Source organism: Mesorhizobium sp. P2_E7 (genome assembly GCF_056403855.1).
In genome coordinates, this window is sequence record NZ_JBFUER010000004.1 from 193,086 (window position 1) to 210,477 (window position 17,392).

Sequence of the window (17,392 nt, forward strand, 5' to 3'; positions counted from 1 at the left end):
AGGTAGCGGCCTGCTCAGACGCCAAAAGCCCGGCCGATCTTACGCCATCGGGCGTTTTCGCGGACCAGTTTCAGGTCCTCGGTCGTCTCGGCAAATGTCCGCAAACGGTATTGCCGTAGCAGCTGCGGGAAGAGCGCCCCTTCTGGCAGGCCGGCAAGCTGTTCGCGGACCGAGATCTGTTCATCGATGACCCGCATGCCCCAGGCATTTTCCCGAACCTCAAGCTCCGCAGCCAGATCGCGCTCGCCCAGTGCGGTTTCGTCCAGCGCAGCCAGCAGGATCGAGTGGAAAAGCGCCACATAGCCAATCTGTCTCAGGCCGCCCACAACCCGCACCCGCGGCAATATGGCGAGCACAAGGAACATCAGGAACAAGTTTGGCAAAAGCAGGCCGTCCAGCAGCGCCTGCCTGAGATGCTGCCGCTCGAACGGGATGGAGAGACCATGCGGCCGGTCAGGCTCGATCAGCTGCCCGTTCTCAAGGACGAGCTTGCGCGCGCGCTGTTCGCGGATGCCCCAGAAATAGGCCGTGGCATTGGGTAGGAATCTGCCGAATGGGCCTGATGCGGCCTCTTGCAGGGCATGGTCGAGACGCTGGCGCCTTGTGGGCTCCATGAGCAGCCTGGATAGCAGGCTGCCCTCATCGTCCAGATGCCGCGCCATGGCGGCAGCGGCAAGCCGATCATCGATGAAGACCGGCCGGGTCGTGCCCGAACGATCCCAATCGGCGACCAGATTCTCGTTGAGCTCTGTCAGCGCATCGGCGGCGGTTGCAAACACCTTGTCCTGGCTGGCGAGCAGTTTACCCAGCCAGCTTCTGGCATCCGTCTCATTGCCCACCGCTTGAAGCGCGCGCTTGTTGAGGGAGACGGGACCGGCCGCGCAGACGCTTTTGCGGCACAGTTTGTGGCGCCCCATGCCAAACAAATTGACCTTGTCGTCGCCGACATCGAGCCATCCCGGCCCCTCCTGGCCGACGGTCTCCATGGTCATCGTCGTTCCCATGAAGCCGAAGAAGACCGACAACCCTGTTTCGACGGCGCCGAGCCAGGCAAGCAGGAAGGCATCGAAGGTGATCCGGTCCATCAGCAGCAGGCAGTGCAGGCCGGACTGGATCACCGGCCTGTGCTCGAATTCGTCGAGCGCCTTGTCGACCTCTTCAGGCTGCATGATCGCAGCAAGGCGCTGCTGCAGAACGTCGCGCAGAATCGAGCGGGCGGCGATCGCCGGGCCCGATGCAGGCCTCGCCACCGGCCGCCACAGATGGCGGGCATAATCGGAAACCGGTGCATTCCAGTTCTGCTCGATGTCACGCACGACTTCCGGGCAGAGCAGCGACAGCACAGCCAGAGTTTCCACCGGAGGCGTAGGGACTGGGGCAAAGACGGCGGTCATCAGAAACGCAGCCGCGCCATGCTCAGGAGGTCGTGGTACCGCCCATCGGTAAAACCGGCCTTCACATGCCGGCCTTCGACCTCGAAGCCGTGGCTTGTGTAGAGGCGGATGGCCGGTTCGTTGTCTGCATAGACGGTCAATTCGACCCGCTTCAGCGCCCGCCAATTGTCGGCCACGTCAAGCAACGCGCCAAGTATCGCAGAGCCGACGCCCTTGCCGACAAAGCCATCGTCAAGGCCGATGTTGATCTCGCCTATATGCGAGCGGCGCGGCGAACCCTGCACGACCAGGCTGCCATGGCCGACCACCTTGCCGTCCAGCTCGGCAACGATCCAGGTGGTTTCCGAGCCGGACTTGGCTATGCGCCGTTCCACCTGCTCCACCATCTCGAACGGCATCCTGAGCGTGCCCCAGCGAAAGCCCGGCATGTTGAAGATAGCGCAAAGCGCCTCGGCATCGCTTGGCCGGACGGCGCGGAGCTGCGGCTGGATTTTTTCGGAGGAGGTCGTGCTGGTCATGGCGTCTCTGGCGAATGCAATCGGCTCGGCACGATGCACCGGACGTCACCTGAAAATCCAGCCGTCTTTGCAGCCTAGGATGCCGATTGCGCGCTGAAATGGCGGGAGGCGGCGGTGAGTTTGAAGGCACCGCTGATGCCGATCCAGCCGAAAAGGGCGAGCCAGCCCAATGTCTTCATCGCCGCCCAGTCGATCTTGTGCACTTGGGCATCGGTGATCACGAGGCCAAGGACGGCAAGCAGGCCAACCAGAAACTGCGCCAGGCCGAGCACCAGCAGCTCCTCGCGCGGCGCGCTTTTCCAGACGAGATAGGTGCCGCCAGCGCCGGCGAGGAAGATGGCGCTGTAGACCTGGGCGTGGAAGGGATCGACCGGCCATGGCCAGCTGCTGCTGACCACCAGGGGAAACAGCAACATGCCGACGCCATAGAGCCCGAGGATCGCCGTTTCCGCCAACATGTAGCCGCGCCATGCGGGGTTCAGGGTCACGCCTTTTGCGGGAGGACGGGCCCTGGCCCGCCACAGGAACAGCCCGGATACCCCGGCCGAGGCAAGATAGACCAGGAACCAGAGCCAGGCCGCTTTGCGGCCGAAGTTGAAATAGCCGAGATTGATCAGCGAGACCGCCGACACGATGACGGTGAAGATGAAGGCCATGACGAGCACCAGCCGGCCGGGCGACCAGCGATTCCAGACCAGCAGCGCCGCCATCACCGCCATTTCGGCGGTGTAGAAGCCGCCGAGGAAGCGGGCACTGAACGGCGTGACAGGCCAGGGCCAGCGCGGCTTGACCAGTGCCGGCGCGAAAAACAGGCCGGCGCCTACGATCAGGACGATGATAACCCCTGCGGAGAAAAGGCGCAGAGCCGCCGGAAATGGCGGGTTGTCGGATCTCGGCATGGGAGAACGCCCCAAAGATGAATGCCCAATGTACCATCATAGTGCCGCTTGCGGCCGGTGAAAATCGGCGGAAGGGAAATGAACTGTCACCAGTCTCGTCTATTCGAATGGCCGTACGGCCCGTTTCGACGTAAAATGGCAGACTCGGACCAAGGAGCGGTCCGGTCAACCCGCCTCGGGTGGCGCATTTTCCGGAGCCTGCATGATGAACGAAGCTCAGGATCTGTTCTCGCTTCTGCGGCAATCGACCGATGTCGATCCGCAGGCAATCGACGCCATCCGGCAAACCATCGCGGAGGGCAAGGACCGCGAACTTTGCCGTATCAACGCGCTGGCCTTCGCCAGCAAGCATGGCCTCGACGAGGAACGCGCCATCAGCGCCTTTCTGCATGCGGCGCGGGTGGGCATCTTCGACATTTCCTGGAATGTTCTTTGCCCCGGTTGTGGCGGCGTGCTCGACACCAACGCCACTCTGAAAACGATGCAGAAGGACGAATACACCTGCGCGCTGTGCTCCCAGGGCTATTCGCCGACTCTCGATGAGATGGTCGAGGTGACATTCACCGTCAGTCCCCGCGTGCGCCGGATTGCCGCCCACAATCCACACGAACTGCCGTTGGTGGAATATTACCGCCAGATCTACTGGGCGTCCGGCGCCGATCTTCCGGAAGAGGATTTGGCGAAACAGATGGAATCGTTCTCGCTGGAGGATCTCGAGCTTGCGCCCGGTGAAAAGGCGGTTCTGCACATACAGCTTCCGTCCCAGTTCATCATCGTCTTCGAGCCGGTCACCCACTCGGCGCAGTTCATCGACGTGAAGGGCGAACCGGCGACAGAGCGCCGAAACCTCTCTCTGGTCTTCGATCGCGACCATGTCCAGAACCAGACGCTGGAGATGCAACCCGGCCCGTTGCGCATTTCGCTGGAAAACAGGACCGACACCCGCGTGCTGCCGACAGTCTTCATCGCCTGCCCGGTATTGCATGATTTCATCGGCAAGCGCCGGCCCTTCGTGACCGCCAAGCGCCTGCTCACCAACCAGACGTTCCGCGATCTCTATCGCACGGATACGCTCGACATCAACCAGCGCCTGAAGATCACCAGCCTGACCTTCCTGTTCACCGATTTGCGCGGATCGACCGAGCTTTACGAGCGGGTGGGCGATCTTTCGGCTTTCGATCTCGTGCGCGAGCACTTCCAGGTTCTGCACGAGATCGTCGCGGCGGAAGCAGGCGCGGTGGTGAAGACGATCGGCGATGCGGTGATGGCGACCTTCGCGACGCCAGATCGGGCGATTGCCGCGGCCCTCAGGATGCGCGATGCCATGCGTGCGCTCAACGACAAGAGCGGGCGCGAGGATCTGCTGCTCAAGATCGGAGTCCATGCCGGCCCCTGCATCGCCGTGTCCATGAACGAGCGGCAGGACTATTTCGGCCAGACGGTCAACATTGCTTCACGGGTCCAGAACCTCGCCAAGGCACAGGCGATCTTCGCCACGCGTGCGGTGGTCGAAGACAATCTCACCGCCGATCTGTTGCACAGGAATGCGCTGACGCCTGTGCCTCATGAGGTCTCGCTGCGCGGCATCGAGCGGGAGATAGCGGTCTATACGATCCCCTGAAGACTCTGGCCCCGCAGAGAAGACCTAGGCACCTGAAGATTTGGGCCGTCTCCGCCCCTTACACGCGTCGGCAGAGGAAATAACGATCGGCGGGCTCCGAAGTCGGCGCCGGCAGGCGCAGCAGCTGCGGGTGATCGAGCGGCGTACCGCTCACCGCGTACCCGCCGACGCGAAGCATGCCCGCAATCAGATTGGGAAGCCAGGTGGCAGTCACTGCATCGCGGTCGTCATAGCCGGTGCCGATGTCGGCATGGACAAGAGCGGCTTCGATGCCGATGAACATCCTCGCCGTCTCGCGTATATCGCCGAGCACGAGGTTTTCAGCTTCGGGAATTGAGCTGGTGTGTGCGCCAACTTCGCGGTCGAACACCACGATCCGACGTCCGGGCAGGCGCTCGCGCAGATGGTGGAACGTCCGGCCATTGCCGAGCCCTAGCTCGAGCACAAGCCCCTCCATCTTCGCCACCTCGGGGCAGATTTGATTGAGAATGTCGCGCTGTGCGGTCATCCTGCTGATGAAATTGTCGAGGCGACTCATATGCGATTGTATGTCCTGAACCAGCAGCCCCGATCGAGGCTTGCCGCATATAGAGGCGAATGACGAACCCTGCAACAACCGCACGGGCTGCCGACAAGGGATCATAGGCGGCCCCGCCGCCGAGCAACTGCGATGTCACTTGTAGGGGTCTGCAGCGTCCCGCAAGCCGTCGCCGAGGAAGTTGAACGCCATGATGACGAGAATGACCGGCAGCATAGGCAAAAGCAGCCACGGATAGAACGCGATCACGCTGACGCTGCGCGCTTCGGTGAGCAGGATGCCCCAGCTGGTGATCGGCGCCCTCAGGCCGAGCCCGAGGAAGCTCAGCGCCGTCTCGCCCAGGATCATGCCGGGTATGGACAGCGTCGCCGTCGCGATCAGATGCGACATGAAGCCGGGAATGAGATGCCGCCTTATGATGCGGCTGCTCCCGGCGCCCATCAACTGCGCCGCCAGTACGTAATCCTCCTCACGCAGAGCCAGAAGCTTTGAACGCACGGCCCGCGCCAGTCCGGTCCAGTCGAGCAGCCCGAGGATGACGGTGATGCCGAAATAGATCAGGATCGGACTCCAGGTTATCGGCATGATCGCCGCCAGGGCCAGCCATAGCGGAATGCTGGGGATCGATTGCAGAACTTCGATTATTCGTTGAACGACCAGGTCGAAGATACCGCCGTGATAGCCGGCCAGCCCGCCGATGACGATGCCGAGCAGGAAGCTGAAACTGATGCCGACGAGGCCGATTGTCAGTGAAATGCGTGCGCCATAGATCATGCGCGACAGCACATCGCGCCCCAGCCTGTCGGTGCCGGCCAGAAAGAGCTGGCCGCCTTCGGCAGGGCAGACAAAATGCCTGTCACCTTCGATCAGGCCCCAGAACTGGTAACTGTCGGCCTTGCAGAAGAACCGGAGCCGCTGAACATCATCCTGTTTGTCGACGTAGTTCCGCTTGAGCGTGTCCATATCCAGCATCATCTTGCGGCCATAGACGAACGGCCCGATGAACTCGCCATTGTGGAACAGGTGCACCTGCTGCGGCGGCGCATAGATGTAGTCCATGTTGCGCGTGTGCAGATTGTAGGGCGCCAGGAACTCGCAGATCAGTATGCAGAAATAGAGCACTGCCAGGAATATGCCGGATACAAGCGCAAGCCGGTGCTTGCGGAATTTCCACCACATCAGCCGCAACTGCGACGCCTGAAAGACTTTCGACTGCTCCGGCGTCATCGCCTCGACCGACTGCAGGTCGAAGGGCGCGCTGGAAACGTAGTGTTGCAGTGGAGCACCCGGAGCGGGCAGCGGCGAATCCGGGTTCATTTGGTGGTTCATTTGGTGCTGCCGCCCTGCAAACGAATTCGTGGATCAAGCAGCGCCAGCGCCAGGTCGGAAATCAGCACGCCGATGACCGTCAGGAAGGCGAGGAACATCAGGAACGACCCCGCCAGATACATGTCCTGGCTTTGCAGCGCCTTGATCAGCATCGGCCCGGTCGTTTCCAAAGACAGCACGATCGCCGTGATTTCGGCGCCGGAGATGATGGCCGGCAGGATCGAGCCGATATCGGAAATGAAGAAATTGAGCGCCATGCGCATTGGATATTTGACCAGTGCCTTGAACGGATGAAGGCCTTTGGCACGCGCCGTCACGACATATTGCTTGTGCAACTCATCGAGCAGATTGGCGCGCAGCCGCCGGATCATGCTTGCCGTGCCCCCGGTGCCGATGATCAAAACCGGGATCCAGAGATGGGCGAGGATCGACTTCGCCTTGGCCCAGCTCATCGCCTCGCCGAGATATTGCTGGTCCATGAGATGGCCGATGGACGTGCCGAACCAGATATTTGCGAAATACATCAGAATCAGCGCCAGCATGAAATTCGGAATGGCAAGGCCGAGAAGGCCGACGAAAGTCAGGCCGTAGTCGCCCCAGCTGTACTGATGTGTGGCGGAGTACATGCCGATCGGAAAGGCGATAAGCCAGGTGAACATGATCGTGACGAAGGAAACCAGCACGGTCAGCCACATTCGGTCGCCGACGACGTCGCGAACCGGCAGCTCATATTCGAAGGAATAGCCGAAATCGCCGTGCAGCATCCCGCCGACCCAGTAGAAGTAGCGAATGACCGGCGGCTGGTCGAAACCATATTCCTTGCGCATCATCTCGATGCGATCGGAATCCACCGCTTCGCCCTGGGCCCGAAGCTCGGCGACATAGCTGTCGAAATAGTCGCCCGGTGGAAGTTCGATGATGGTGAACACCAGCGCCGATATGACCAGCAGGGTTGGAACCATCACGGCGATGCGCCAGACAAGATATCGAAGCACGCTCAGGAGCCTCCAAGCCAGAATGTATCCGGCATGTAGACACCGAAATAGGCGGTCGGGTCGTAGCCGTAGAGCGCCTTGTCAGGCAGGTTGCGCAGCCGAGAGGACACCAGAACGGGCTGATGCGTTCCGTTCACTGTGCCGATCGAAAACACCTGATCGGTGTAGATCGACAGCATCGAATTCCAGATTTCGGCGCGTTCCGTGGTTGCGGTCGATGCGTTCCAGCGTTCGAGCAAAGCCATCAGCTCGATCACTTCGGGAAGATCGGGCGCCTCACCCATCTTGCCATGAGACAGGTAGTGAGCACCCCAGAGCGGCCATTGCAGCTGATCGTCGATGGTGGGAGCCAGCTGGTAGGGGTTCATGTCGGCGGTCGCCACCCCATTGTCGATGCCCGACCACATCGACATCATGATCTGGCCGCCAAGCGCGCGGCTGCGGAAGATGTCGCGCTGCGACGTCCGGATGAACAAAGCGATGCCGATCTTGCGCCAGTGATCGGTGATGAGTTCGAGCGCATCGGTTTCCAGCGTGCTTTCGCCGGCCGTTTCCACGATGATCTTCGCAGAGCGTCCATCGGGAAGCATCCGCAGGCCTTCATCGTCACGGGCCTGAAGACCGACGTCGTCAAGCAGGGCATTGGCCTGGTCGGGATCATGGGCGACCCAGGCTTTCGCGAATTCCGGCCGGTAGAGCGGGCTCTCCGGAAGGACCGTATCGGCGCTTTCCTGCGCCAATCCGTAGAACACGGCCAAATTGATCTCGCGCCTGTCCACGGCGAGCGAAAGGGCACGGCGCACGCGCACGTCACGAAGAAGGCCGCGCCACACCTGGTCGGCACAGTTCAGATTGGGCAGCAGCGCCAGCCGCGAACCCTGAGTGCGTTTCCACAGATGCATCTTCACCGGGTAGCGCTTCTCAGCGTCCTTCAGGAAAGCGTAATCAGTGAAGTCAATTCCCATGCCTTGCAGGTCGCTCTCGCCCGCACCGGTCTTGGCAGAGATGATCGCCGACGAGCTGACATTCAGGACAAACTGGTCGACATAGGGCAGTTGCCGGCCATTCTCGTCTGTTCGATGAAAGAACGGGTTGCGTTCGAAGATGAACTGCTCGGCCGGCGGCTTGGTCCGGTTCTGCCAGGGATCGAGCGTCGGCAGATCCGGGTTCTCCGGGCGATACTGCCGCGACATGCGGATATGCAGGAGCGTCCATTTCTTGGCCCGGTTCTCCTTCATTAGGCCGGCGAGCCGGAATGGGTCCTGGTATTTCTTGTGGAACTGCTTGAGATAGGCGGCCGGCAGAACGAGCGATAGCGGCGCAGCGGCAGCGAGCTTGGGCAGGAAGTCGGGATTGGGCGCATCCCAACTGTAGCGCACCGTCAACGGATCGACGATCTCGAAGCGTGGCGGCTTGCCGTCCGCCATCAGGGACGGGGCGAGCCCGCCCTGCGAAAGCTCATCGTTCAGCCAGACATCTTCCCAGCAATAGCGGAAATCCTCCGGCGTCAGCAGGCTGCCGTCGGACCATTTGTGTCCTTCGCGTATCTTGAAGGTGAAGACGCGATCGTCCGCGACGTCGAAACTTTCGAGAATGTCGGCTTGCAGGTTAAGTTTTTCGTCATAGCCGACCAGCCGGGAATATCCGTAGATCGTCATCATCCGGATATCTTTCTGACTGCCGATGATCGTGCGCAGCGTGCCGCCATACTGGCCGGGCTGTCGGCCCATCGCAGTGAGATTCACCGCGCGCGGGCTCTTGGGCAGACGCTCGGCGAGTGCCGGCAGCGTCTTGGCTGCCAGCTGCTGCCGAAGAAAATCCGGCTCCAGATCGCCGGCGCGCGACGTGCCCGGCAGAAATGCCGAAGCCATGAGCCCAAGGACGCTACGACGGTTGATCAATGGCGCAACTCGCTGACATCGGCCGAACGTCGGGCGAGCACCAGGTGGCCGCCGCCAAGATCGAGCGGCGACAGCGTATCCTCTTCGCCCTCGTCGCGGAACTGCGGTCCCCATGCGCTGGTGTCGGAAGCGCCGCCGAGCTTCAGCGTCTTGAAATCCATCGGCCTGTCGAGATCCGGGAAGGGGACTGCGGCGACCAGTGAGCGCGTGTAGGGATGGATCGGTTTCCTGAGCAGAATTTCGCGCGGCGCAAGCTCGACGATACGCCCGCCGCACATCACCGCGATGCGGTCCGCCATGTAGTCCACCACCGCCAGATTGTGGGATATGAACAGGTAGGTCAGACCCAGTTCCTTCTGCAGGTCCTTCAGAAGGTTCAGGATCTGCGCCTGGACAGAAACATCAAGCGCCGAAACCGGCTCGTCGCAGATCAGGAGCTCGGGCCCCAGCGCCAGGGCGCGCGCGATGCCGATACGCTGACGCTGCCCGCCGGAGAAACTGTGGGGGTAACGCTTGATGAAGCGCGGATCGAGACCGATTGCCTGCATCAGGCTCTTGACCGTTGCCAGCCGGGACGCGGAATTGCCACGCTGATGGATTTCCAGCGGCTCGCTCAGGATGTTCTCCACCGTCATGCGAGGGGAGAGCGACGAAACCGGATCCTGGAAGACCATCTGGATTTTCGCGCGCAGCAACCGCAGGGCGTCTCCCTCGGCGTCCAGGACGTCGATCGGTCCTTCGCGGCCGTTGAAGACCACGGAGCCGCCGTTGGGGGTGACAGCCCGCATCAGGATCTTGCTGACGGTGGTTTTGCCGCAGCCGCTTTCGCCGACCAGACCCAGGCACTCACCCCGCCTGATATCGAAGCTCACGCCGTCCACGGCGCGAACAGAGGTTTGCTGGCTCCCGCCGAACCATGCGGAGTTGCGGATGGTGTAGACCTTTTTCAGATCCCTGACCGACAGCAGGATGTCGTCCGCCCCTTTCGATACCGGCGCCGTCTGCTTGCCCAGCAGGTTCTCGACATTCACCGGCACCTCCCGGAGCGCCTTCAGCCTTTCGCCCGGCTTCAGGTCGAAATGCGGAACGGCTGCCATCAGGCCCTTCAGGTAAGGGTGGCCTGGCCGGCGGAATATCGCCTCCACAGGTCCCGCTTCCATGATCTCGCCATGGTACATGACCACCACCTCGTCGGCGACATTGGCGACCACGCCGAGGTCGTGCGTGATCAAAAGCATCGCCATGTTCAGCTTGGTCTGAAGCCCGCGCAGCAATTGCAGGATTTGCGCCTGGATGGTGACGTCCAACGCCGTCGTCGGCTCGTCGGCGATCAACAGAGCGGGCCGGCAGATAAGCGCCATGGCGATCATGGCGCGTTGCCGCAATCCTCCCGAAAGTTCAAACGGATACATGTCATAGGCGCGCTTGGGATTGGGAAAACCGACAAGGCTGAGCATTTCCTCGGTCCGCGCCTTGCGCTCCGCTCGAGCCATGGGCGTATGAATCTGCAGCGATTCGCTGACCTGATTGCCGATCGTGTGCAGCGGCGACAGCGATGTCATCGGTTCCTGAAAGATCTTGCCGATGCGGCTGCCTCTCAAGGCCCGGATCTCGGGGCCGTCACGCGACATCTGCAGGATATCCTGCGTCGTGCCGGGCTTTTCCGGATCGGAAAACAGGATACGGCCGCGAACACGGGCTGTGTTCGGCAAAATGCCCATAACTGCCTGGCTGAGAACCGATTTTCCAGAACCGGACTCGCCCACAAGCGCGGTAACCTTGCCGGGCAGGACGCGAAGATTTGCACGCCTGACGGCATGCAGCGGTCCCCCGACAATGGCAAAAGAGATGCCAACATCCTCGATCCGCAGCAGATCAACGCCTGCACTCATTCCCACACACCAGCCCCCACTCTGGCGGCCCTTCCGGCCGGCCCAAGAAGGCAAGACTAGCGCATTGTCAGCCTAGAGCAACTTGGATTCGAAACGAGGTCGCCGACGGACGGCGACCGAACTGCCGACCCAAGGCGTTCGGATCAGATCGGGACGGTTACTGGAGCTTCCTGCGGTCGCCCGCCAACAGCCGCGCCGCATCGCGATGAAGCAGCATGACCTGCTCGGCGTCGGATCTCCGGTCGTGGAAAGGCTCCAGCGCAGCATCCTCATCGAGTGCGAGAGCACCCGACAGATCGGGTGAAAGCACCGTCAGCTTCTGCTTGATGCCAGCCAGTTCCTCCTTGCCGAGCGTCAGCCAGCTGCTGGTGCCGCAATAGCCGGCGAAGTCCTTGCTGGCGAGAACGCTGTGCGGATATTTCTTGGTCAGGGTCTGCAGGCGCTGCACCTCGTTTACAGCCGAGCCGAAGACAGAGAATGTGAGCCGGTCGGTAAGCCCGACATTGCCGAACATCACATTGCCGACATGCAAGCCGATACCGAATTTTATGTCGCCCAACCCCTGCTTGTTTCTACGCAGATTGAGCTCCATCATGCGCGCGCTGGCCTCGTGCGCTGCCGACAGCGCAGCCTGGCAGGCGATCTCCGACTGTGCGCGGTGTCTTTCGCAGGGGTAGACGGCAATGAAGCCATCCCCCAGGAAACTCATGATCTGCCCGCCTCTGCGATTGAAGGGTGCAGCAATGGCATCGAAAAACTGGTTCAACGTGTCGATATAGAGCTCGCGACCGGAGGTCTCGGCAAGCCTGGTCGACCCGCGCATATCGCCCATGACCAGTGCGGCCCGGATTGTGTCGCCCTCGCCGCGCTTGATCTGGCCATCCAGCACGCGCCTGCCGGCGTCGCCGCCGAGATAGGTCGTCATCATGTTGTCGGCGAGCTTGGTGAGCACCGCCATCTTGGCGGCGATGGCGAGATGGTTCTGGACGCGCAGCAACGCCGAAATCATGCTGTCGCTGAAGCCTGAGGCACTGTCGGTGGACCAGGACCCCATCATGCCCTGACTGGTATCGCCGTTGAAGGGATGGATGAAAGCCATGTAATCGGTGACGCCCATAAGCCTCAGGTCATCGAAAACAGGAAATTCCGACGGCACCGACGGGTCGAGCCGGCGCCGCAGATGGTCAAGCTTGTTGCTGAGCAGATGGTAGTACGGGCTGGTCAGGAATCTGTCGGAGTGGACGCCGTTCTCGCTGCGGAAGCCTTCCACTTCCAGGCCTTGGCCGCGAAGCCAGGTGAAGCCAAGCGCGTCATAAAGCGGATGCAGCATCGAGAAGCTCAAATGCACCCGCTTCAGCGGCAGGCCGGCAGCAGCCAGCCGTTCACAAAAGCCCTTTACCAATGTCTCCAGGTCATCGCCCGCCAGCGCCGATTGGGTCAGCCAATCGGCGACCTTGTCCATGAGAATGTTGGAAATTTCTGCTTGCGTTGTGCTCATGCTGTCTCGAGACCCGTCGAAGACGGGCCATCTCCTTGGTCCGTCAAATCCTTGAAGTCAATGAACCCGGCTTCGGGGGCAAAAGCCGGTGAAGAATTTCCCGAATGGCTGTTCCTGCTGGAAGGAAACAGGCGTAACTGCGTTTACGCGCGAAACACTATGTGGCGAGGCTGCCGTCGAAGTGCAATCCCAATCCTGACATCGGGCAAAAAATTCGCCGGCTAGGCCGCCATCAGGCCTTCACCACCGTCTCCCGGGCGAGCCCGAGGCGGCCAAAAACATTGCGTGTGTCGACAATCAGAAGTGCGTGATCAGCGATCGTCTGATAGTCGATCGCGTCGTGGTCGGTTGCAATGACGACGGCATCGAAATCCTTCAAGGCCGCCTCGGTCAATTCGACCGAGCGACGCCCCTTGATCGCCATATGCTCGCGTGTGGTCGGAATCTCGGCAACATGCGGATCGTGGAATTCCGCCTTGCCGCCCCATTCCTCGATGAGTTCAATGAGCCGCAATGAGGGGCTTTCGCGGATGTCGGGCACGTTCTTCTTGTAGGCGAGCCCGATGATGAGGATGCGCGAGCGGCTGAGCGCCTTGCCGCGGCGCCGGTCCAGCGCCTTCGCCAGTTCATCGACCACATGACGCGGCATGGCCGTGTTGATCTCTGCCGCCAGCTCGATGAAGCGGGTCGGCAGTTCGTATTCGCGCGCCTTCCACGTCAGGTAGAAGGGATCGATCGGAACGCAGTGCCCGCCAAGTCCGGGGCCAGGATAGAAAGGCATGTAGCCGAAGGGCTTGCTCTTCGCCGCCTCGATCACCTCCCAGATGTCGATGCCCATTGCACCGAGCACGACCTTCAACTCGTTGACGAGGGCTATGTTGACCGAGCGGAAGATGTTTTCCGTCAGCTTGACCGCCTCGGCGGTCGCCGGACTGGAAACCGGAACGACGGTCTTGACCACGCTCTGGTAGAAAGCCCGCACGAGATCAGCTGCTTCAACGCCATCGCCTGCCACGACCTTGGGGATCGTCGCGACTTCAAAGCTGCGATTGCCGGGATCCTCGCGTTCGGGTGAGAAGCCGAGGAAGAAGTCCGTCTTCGACTGCAAGCCGGTTTCTTCCAGTATGGGCTTGATCACATCGTCGGTGGTGCCGGGATAGGTGGTCGATTCCAGCACGATCAGCTGGCCGAGACGCAGATGCCTGGCGATAGTGGCTGCCGTGTTTCTGACAAAGGAGAGGTCCGGCTCACGGTGTTTCGTCAGCGGTGTCGGAACGCAGATGATGATGACATCGCAGACGGCCAGTTCGGTAAAATCCGCGGTGGCGCGGAAATGTCCGCTCGCGACATGGCCGGCAAGGGCCGTCGACGTCACCGCCTCGATGTAGGATCGGCCATTGTTCAGGCTCTCGACCTTCCCCACTTCGATGTCGAAGCCGAAAACCGGGAAGCCCGCGCGTGCGATCGCTACCGACAGCGGCAATCCGACATAGCCCAGTCCGATCACCCCGACTTGCGCGGCGCGCGTCGAAATCCGGTTGAGAAGGCGGTCATATGTCGATCGTGAGGCGTCCAAAAATCTGCTTTCCCGTCAATTCGGACAGACTATCCGCTCCATGGCGAGGCTCACCTGGTCCCGAGAACCGTGGCCGAGGCATATTGCGGAAAACCGATTTCCGCAAGCCATCATCAGGCCGCCGCCTTCGCCTTCAGGCTTGCCGCAGCCATCGCATAGCCGCCGTCGGCGCCATCGATGAAATGAACGTGATCGGGCTGCAGCGGCGAGATGACGAGGCATGTCATCAAGGCCGATTTCTGGCGGTGCAGGCCATAGCTGCAAATGCCCGCCTCTTCCGCCTGTTTCAGCCTGGCCTCGATCCGTCGCAAGACATCCGCGTCGACGTCGATGGTCATCTTCAAGCCGTCGTCGAACTTGCGGAAATCCGAATTGCTGGCCACCTCGCGTTTGTAGACCTTCGGATCGAAACGGCCGATCGTCCAGCCAAATTTGTCGGTGACAGCCGTCAACGTCATCAGGAACATCACCCACAGTTTCACCCGCCACCGCCGCCCTGGCGGCGCCGTGGCCCGCGCCTCGACATCGAGGCCGGCGGGCAGCAGACTGTAGCCCGGCCCGTCCACCGGCACCGGGTGGCCATCGCGTTCCTGCCTGCCTGCAAGGGCAATAATGTCGGAAGCCAGAAACTGAAAACCGCGCAGGTCTCGCGACACCCCTGGTATGGCGATGATCGAGACGATTTCGCCGTGCCGGGCCTCGATCGGGTTCCAGCGGCAGGAGAGGCCGGTCAGATCCGGTCGCGCGCCGGCCGGCGCGGGTTCGATGCGGTAGCGCCCCGCTTTCATCTCGGCCTCCGCCCAGCTGCCGCCGCCACCGGCGAACATGGCATAGAAGGCCGCTTCGGAGGCCTGGAACCGCGCCACGCGAACGTCGAGGCCTTGCGCTCTTATGTCCTTTATCGGCACGATTGCCGCACGCAAGGTCAGGTCCAGTTCGTCCGCCACCCATCTCTGGACGGAAGCCAGCGCGTTGCGGGCGATCTCCAGCGCCGAGCCGGGAAACGCCACCAGGGCGCCGTCGCCGCCGAAGACATAGGGAAGATCTTGCCGACCCAGCGCATTGAGCAGCGCCGAAATGACACTGGCGCCGGCCATATTGACGGTTTTATAGCGCCCGGCGCCGATCGCCTTGGTCGAGCCGACAATGTCGGCGGTGGCCAGCGCCCAGCCATCGGGCAGCGGCCGATAGTTGTCGATATCGGCAACGCTTTCGAACTTTGCGAAGACTGGCAAAGAAGCGACAAACGGGTCGGACAGGACAGCTGTTTCCATGAGCATCTGATAGCACATTCCAGCGCTTGAAGGTGAGGTCGATGATGCGTCGAAATTGACTTGAGCAGGCTTTGCGATGATAGGATCGCGCGATGCGAATTGCCTTCTACGCGCCGCTGAAGTCGCCCAATCATCCAGTTGTCTCCGGCGACCGCCAGATGGCACGGATGCTGGTCAAGGCGCTGCAGCATGGCGGGCATAGCGTCGAACTGGCATCGGAGTTGCGCTTGTATCTACGCCAGCCGGAGCCGAAAAGTTTCGATGCGCTCAAGATCGAGGCCCGGGAGGAAGCGGCGCGGCTGACAAGGCTTTGGGACCGCGACGGCAAGCCCGATCTCTGGCTCTGCTATCATCCCTATTACAAGGCGCCCGACCTGATCGGGCTCGAGCTGGCGTCGGCCTTTGCTGTCCCCTACGTGACGGCGGAAGCCTCCTATTCCGGTCGGCGCAACACCGGCTTGTGGGCCGATAGCCAGGCGCTGGTGGCGCGAGCCATCGAAAAGGCGGCGCTGAACATCTGCTTCACGCAAAGGGATCGGGAGGGACTGGCGGATGCGATTCCCGACGCCGCTTTCGGCATGCTGTCGCCCTTCATCGACACATCGGCATTCAGTGAAATGCCGGCACGGGCTTGTCCGACGCGCCTCGTCACCGTCGCCATGATGCGCCCGGGCGACAAGCTCGATAGCTATCGCATGCTGGCGCAAGCGCTCGGTTCGATCGGCCACCTGCCCTGGACCATGTCGGTCGTCGGCGACGGCCCCGCCCGTGACGAGGTCAAGGCGCAGTTCGCCGGCTTGCCCGCCGACCGTATCGAATGGCTTGGTGAGGTCGAGCCGGCCGCTGTGCCGGATATCCTTTATGGCGGGGGAATTTACGTCTGGCCGGGTTACGGCGAGGCCTACGGCGTTGCCTATCTGGAAGCCCAGGCCGCCGGCCTGCCGGTGGTGGCTCAGCACATTGCCGGCGTGCCGGAGGTCGTGCGCGCTGGCCAGACCGGGTTTCTCACTCCGCCGGGCGATGTCGCGGCGTTCGCTGCCGCCATTGCAAGGCTTCTGGCCGACAACGACGAAAGAACCACCATGGCAGCGGAAGCCAGGCGTTTCGTCCTCGAAGAGCGTTCGCTGGGTGGTGCGGCGGCGCGTCTGGCCAAACTTCTCAAGAAGATCCCGGTCTCATGACATCCGATCCGATCTGGCAGCCTCTGGTGGAAGAGCTGGCGCGCCAGCAACAGGCGGGCCGCAAGGCAGAGTTCTGGCTGCGCGACGATGACGCCGTGGATCCGACGCCTGCGCTTGATCGGCTGCTCGATTTGACCAGTGAATTCGCGGTTCCGGTCACCCTGGCCGTCATTCCGGCCAAGACCGACGGCAAGCTTGCTGTCCGGCTTGGCGAGGCGCCGCATGCCACGGTCGCCGTCCATGGCTGGGCGCACCGAAATCATGCCCCCGCCAACCAGAAAAAGCAGGAGCTCGGCGCGCATCGGCCACGCGAGGCGGTGCTCGACGAACTGGCCCGCGGGCTGTCGCATGTAACCCGCCTGCACGGCGCCCGTGCCGTTCCGATGCTGGTGCCGCCGTGGAACCGGATCGACCCTGGCGTGGTATCCGAGCTTGGATCGATAGGATTTGCGGCATTGTCGGTCTTCGGGCCACCGAAGCCGGCGTCCCTCGCGGTCATCAACAGCAATGTCGACATCATGGATTGGCATGGCACGCGCGGCTGCCGCGACCATGGCCTGTTGATTCAGGCCATCATCGCGCAATTGCAGCATGCATTCGACGGCGGCCAACCGGTCGGCCTGCTCACCCACCATCTCGTGCATGATGAATCGGCCTGGCTTTTCCTCGAACGGCTGTTTGCAGTCACCGCACGGGCCGAAGCCAGCGCATGGCTTCCGATCAGGACATTGATCGGGCGCCGCAGTTCCACCGGAGTGAGCTCCAGAGGAAACTAG

14 protein-coding genes are annotated in these 17,392 nt (G+C 61.9%); 3 read left to right on the plus strand and 11 right to left on the minus strand.

All coding sequences use genetic code 11. The annotated features are described in order from the left end of the window. Nucleotides 1-14: 14 nt before the first annotated feature. The 3 genes from AC1DYC_RS22180 to AC1DYC_RS22190 form a co-directional block, all read right to left on the minus strand. Nucleotides 15-1,394, minus strand: a complete 1,380-nt coding sequence (locus AC1DYC_RS22180; RefSeq protein ID WP_477409935.1) for a hypothetical protein — start codon at nucleotides 1,392-1,394, stop codon at nucleotides 15-17. Next, on the minus strand, nucleotides 1,394-1,912 hold the full coding sequence (locus AC1DYC_RS22185; RefSeq protein ID WP_477409937.1) for a GNAT family N-acetyltransferase: 519 nt from the start codon (nucleotides 1,910-1,912) through the stop codon (nucleotides 1,394-1,396). Before AC1DYC_RS22185 ends, AC1DYC_RS22180 begins: the two co-directional genes overlap by 1 nt. Before the next feature lie 74 nt (nucleotides 1,913-1,986). Next, entirely contained in the window at nucleotides 1,987-2,811 is an 825-nt protein-coding gene (locus AC1DYC_RS22190; protein WP_477409939.1) for a hypothetical protein, read from the minus strand. A 205-nt stretch (nucleotides 2,812-3,016) separates the two neighbouring features. On the opposite strand from AC1DYC_RS22190, the gene AC1DYC_RS22195 reads away from it, so the two are divergent. Further along, nucleotides 3,017-4,432 (plus strand): DUF5939 domain-containing protein, encoded by a 1,416-nt coding sequence (locus AC1DYC_RS22195; protein ID WP_477410109.1) that lies wholly within the window; start codon nucleotides 3,017-3,019, stop codon nucleotides 4,430-4,432. Between the two features lie 58 nt (nucleotides 4,433-4,490). On the opposite strand, the gene AC1DYC_RS22200 is transcribed toward AC1DYC_RS22195, so the two are convergent. From AC1DYC_RS22200 to AC1DYC_RS22235, 8 genes are all read right to left on the minus strand, one after another. After that, nucleotides 4,491-4,970: a class I SAM-dependent methyltransferase gene (locus AC1DYC_RS22200; RefSeq protein WP_477409941.1), complete on the minus strand. Its 480-nt coding sequence runs from the start codon at nucleotides 4,968-4,970 to the stop codon at nucleotides 4,491-4,493. A gap of 135 nt (nucleotides 4,971-5,105) precedes the next feature. Further along, a complete protein-coding gene (locus tag AC1DYC_RS22205) occupies nucleotides 5,106-6,287 on the minus strand; it encodes an ABC transporter permease (RefSeq protein ID WP_477410110.1) in 1,182 nt (393 codons plus the stop codon). Nucleotides 6,288-6,295: 8 nt separating this feature from the next. Next, complete coding sequence (locus tag AC1DYC_RS22210; protein ID WP_477287922.1) at nucleotides 6,296-7,294, minus strand: ABC transporter permease; 999 nt, start codon at nucleotides 7,292-7,294, stop codon at nucleotides 6,296-6,298. 2 nt (nucleotides 7,295-7,296) lie between these two features. Next, entirely contained in the window at nucleotides 7,297-9,195 is a 1,899-nt protein-coding gene (locus tag AC1DYC_RS22215; RefSeq protein WP_477409943.1) for an ABC transporter substrate-binding protein, read from the minus strand. Beyond that, the gene (locus tag AC1DYC_RS22220; RefSeq protein ID WP_477409945.1) at nucleotides 9,192-11,087 is read right to left on the minus strand and encodes an ABC transporter ATP-binding protein; all 1,896 of its coding nucleotides are present in this window, start codon (nucleotides 11,085-11,087) and stop codon (nucleotides 9,192-9,194) included. The genes AC1DYC_RS22215 and AC1DYC_RS22220 overlap by 4 nt, the downstream gene beginning before the upstream one ends. A 157-nt stretch (nucleotides 11,088-11,244) precedes the next feature. Beyond that, nucleotides 11,245-12,585, minus strand: a complete 1,341-nt coding sequence (locus AC1DYC_RS22225; RefSeq protein WP_477309315.1) for an adenylate/guanylate cyclase domain-containing protein — start codon at nucleotides 12,583-12,585, stop codon at nucleotides 11,245-11,247. A gap of 232 nt (nucleotides 12,586-12,817) precedes the next feature. Beyond that, on the minus strand, nucleotides 12,818-14,161 hold the full coding sequence (locus tag AC1DYC_RS22230) for a nucleotide sugar dehydrogenase (protein ID WP_477409947.1): 1,344 nt from the start codon (nucleotides 14,159-14,161) through the stop codon (nucleotides 12,818-12,820). 113 nt (nucleotides 14,162-14,274) lie between these two features. Next, complete coding sequence (locus tag AC1DYC_RS22235; RefSeq protein WP_477409949.1) at nucleotides 14,275-15,453, minus strand: DUF3095 domain-containing protein; 1,179 nt, start codon at nucleotides 15,451-15,453, stop codon at nucleotides 14,275-14,277. Between the two features lie 74 nt (nucleotides 15,454-15,527). On the opposite strand from AC1DYC_RS22235, the gene AC1DYC_RS22240 reads away from it, so the two are divergent. Next, complete coding sequence (locus tag AC1DYC_RS22240; RefSeq protein WP_477409951.1) at nucleotides 15,528-16,616, plus strand: glycosyltransferase family 4 protein; 1,089 nt, start codon at nucleotides 15,528-15,530, stop codon at nucleotides 16,614-16,616. After that, nucleotides 16,613-17,392: a polysaccharide deacetylase family protein gene (locus AC1DYC_RS22245; protein ID WP_477409953.1), complete on the plus strand. Its 780-nt coding sequence runs from the start codon at nucleotides 16,613-16,615 to the stop codon at nucleotides 17,390-17,392. Before AC1DYC_RS22240 ends, AC1DYC_RS22245 begins: the two co-directional genes overlap by 4 nt.

Excerpts from the sequence above, each read along its gene's own strand:
- AC1DYC_RS22200 (WP_477409941.1), bottom strand. The coding sequence starts at position 4,970 with ATGAGTCGCCTCGACAATTTCATCAGCAGGATGACCGCACAGCGCGAC.
- AC1DYC_RS22205 (WP_477410110.1), bottom strand. The coding sequence starts at position 6,287 with ATGAACCCGGATTCGCCGCTGCCCGCTCCGGGTGCTCCACTGCAACAC.
- AC1DYC_RS22220 (WP_477409945.1), bottom strand. The coding sequence starts at position 11,087 with ATGAGTGCAGGCGTTGATCTGCTGCGGATCGAGGATGTTGGCATCTCT.
- AC1DYC_RS22240 (WP_477409951.1), top strand. The coding sequence starts at position 15,528 with ATGCGAATTGCCTTCTACGCGCCGCTGAAGTCGCCCAATCATCCAGTT.
- AC1DYC_RS22235 (WP_477409949.1), bottom strand. The coding sequence starts at position 15,453 with ATGTGCTATCAGATGCTCATGGAAACAGCTGTCCTGTCCGACCCGTTT.
- AC1DYC_RS22225 (WP_477309315.1), bottom strand. The coding sequence starts at position 12,585 with ATGAGCACAACGCAAGCAGAAATTTCCAACATTCTCATGGACAAGGTC.
- AC1DYC_RS22185 (WP_477409937.1), bottom strand. The coding sequence starts at position 1,912 with ATGACCAGCACGACCTCCTCCGAAAAAATCCAGCCGCAGCTCCGCGCC.
- AC1DYC_RS22180 (WP_477409935.1), bottom strand. The coding sequence starts at position 1,394 with ATGACCGCCGTCTTTGCCCCAGTCCCTACGCCTCCGGTGGAAACTCTG.
- AC1DYC_RS22245 (WP_477409953.1), top strand. The coding sequence starts at position 16,613 with ATGACATCCGATCCGATCTGGCAGCCTCTGGTGGAAGAGCTGGCGCGC.
- AC1DYC_RS22195 (WP_477410109.1), top strand. The coding sequence starts at position 3,017 with ATGAACGAAGCTCAGGATCTGTTCTCGCTTCTGCGGCAATCGACCGAT.
- AC1DYC_RS22190 (WP_477409939.1), bottom strand. The coding sequence starts at position 2,811 with ATGCCGAGATCCGACAACCCGCCATTTCCGGCGGCTCTGCGCCTTTTC.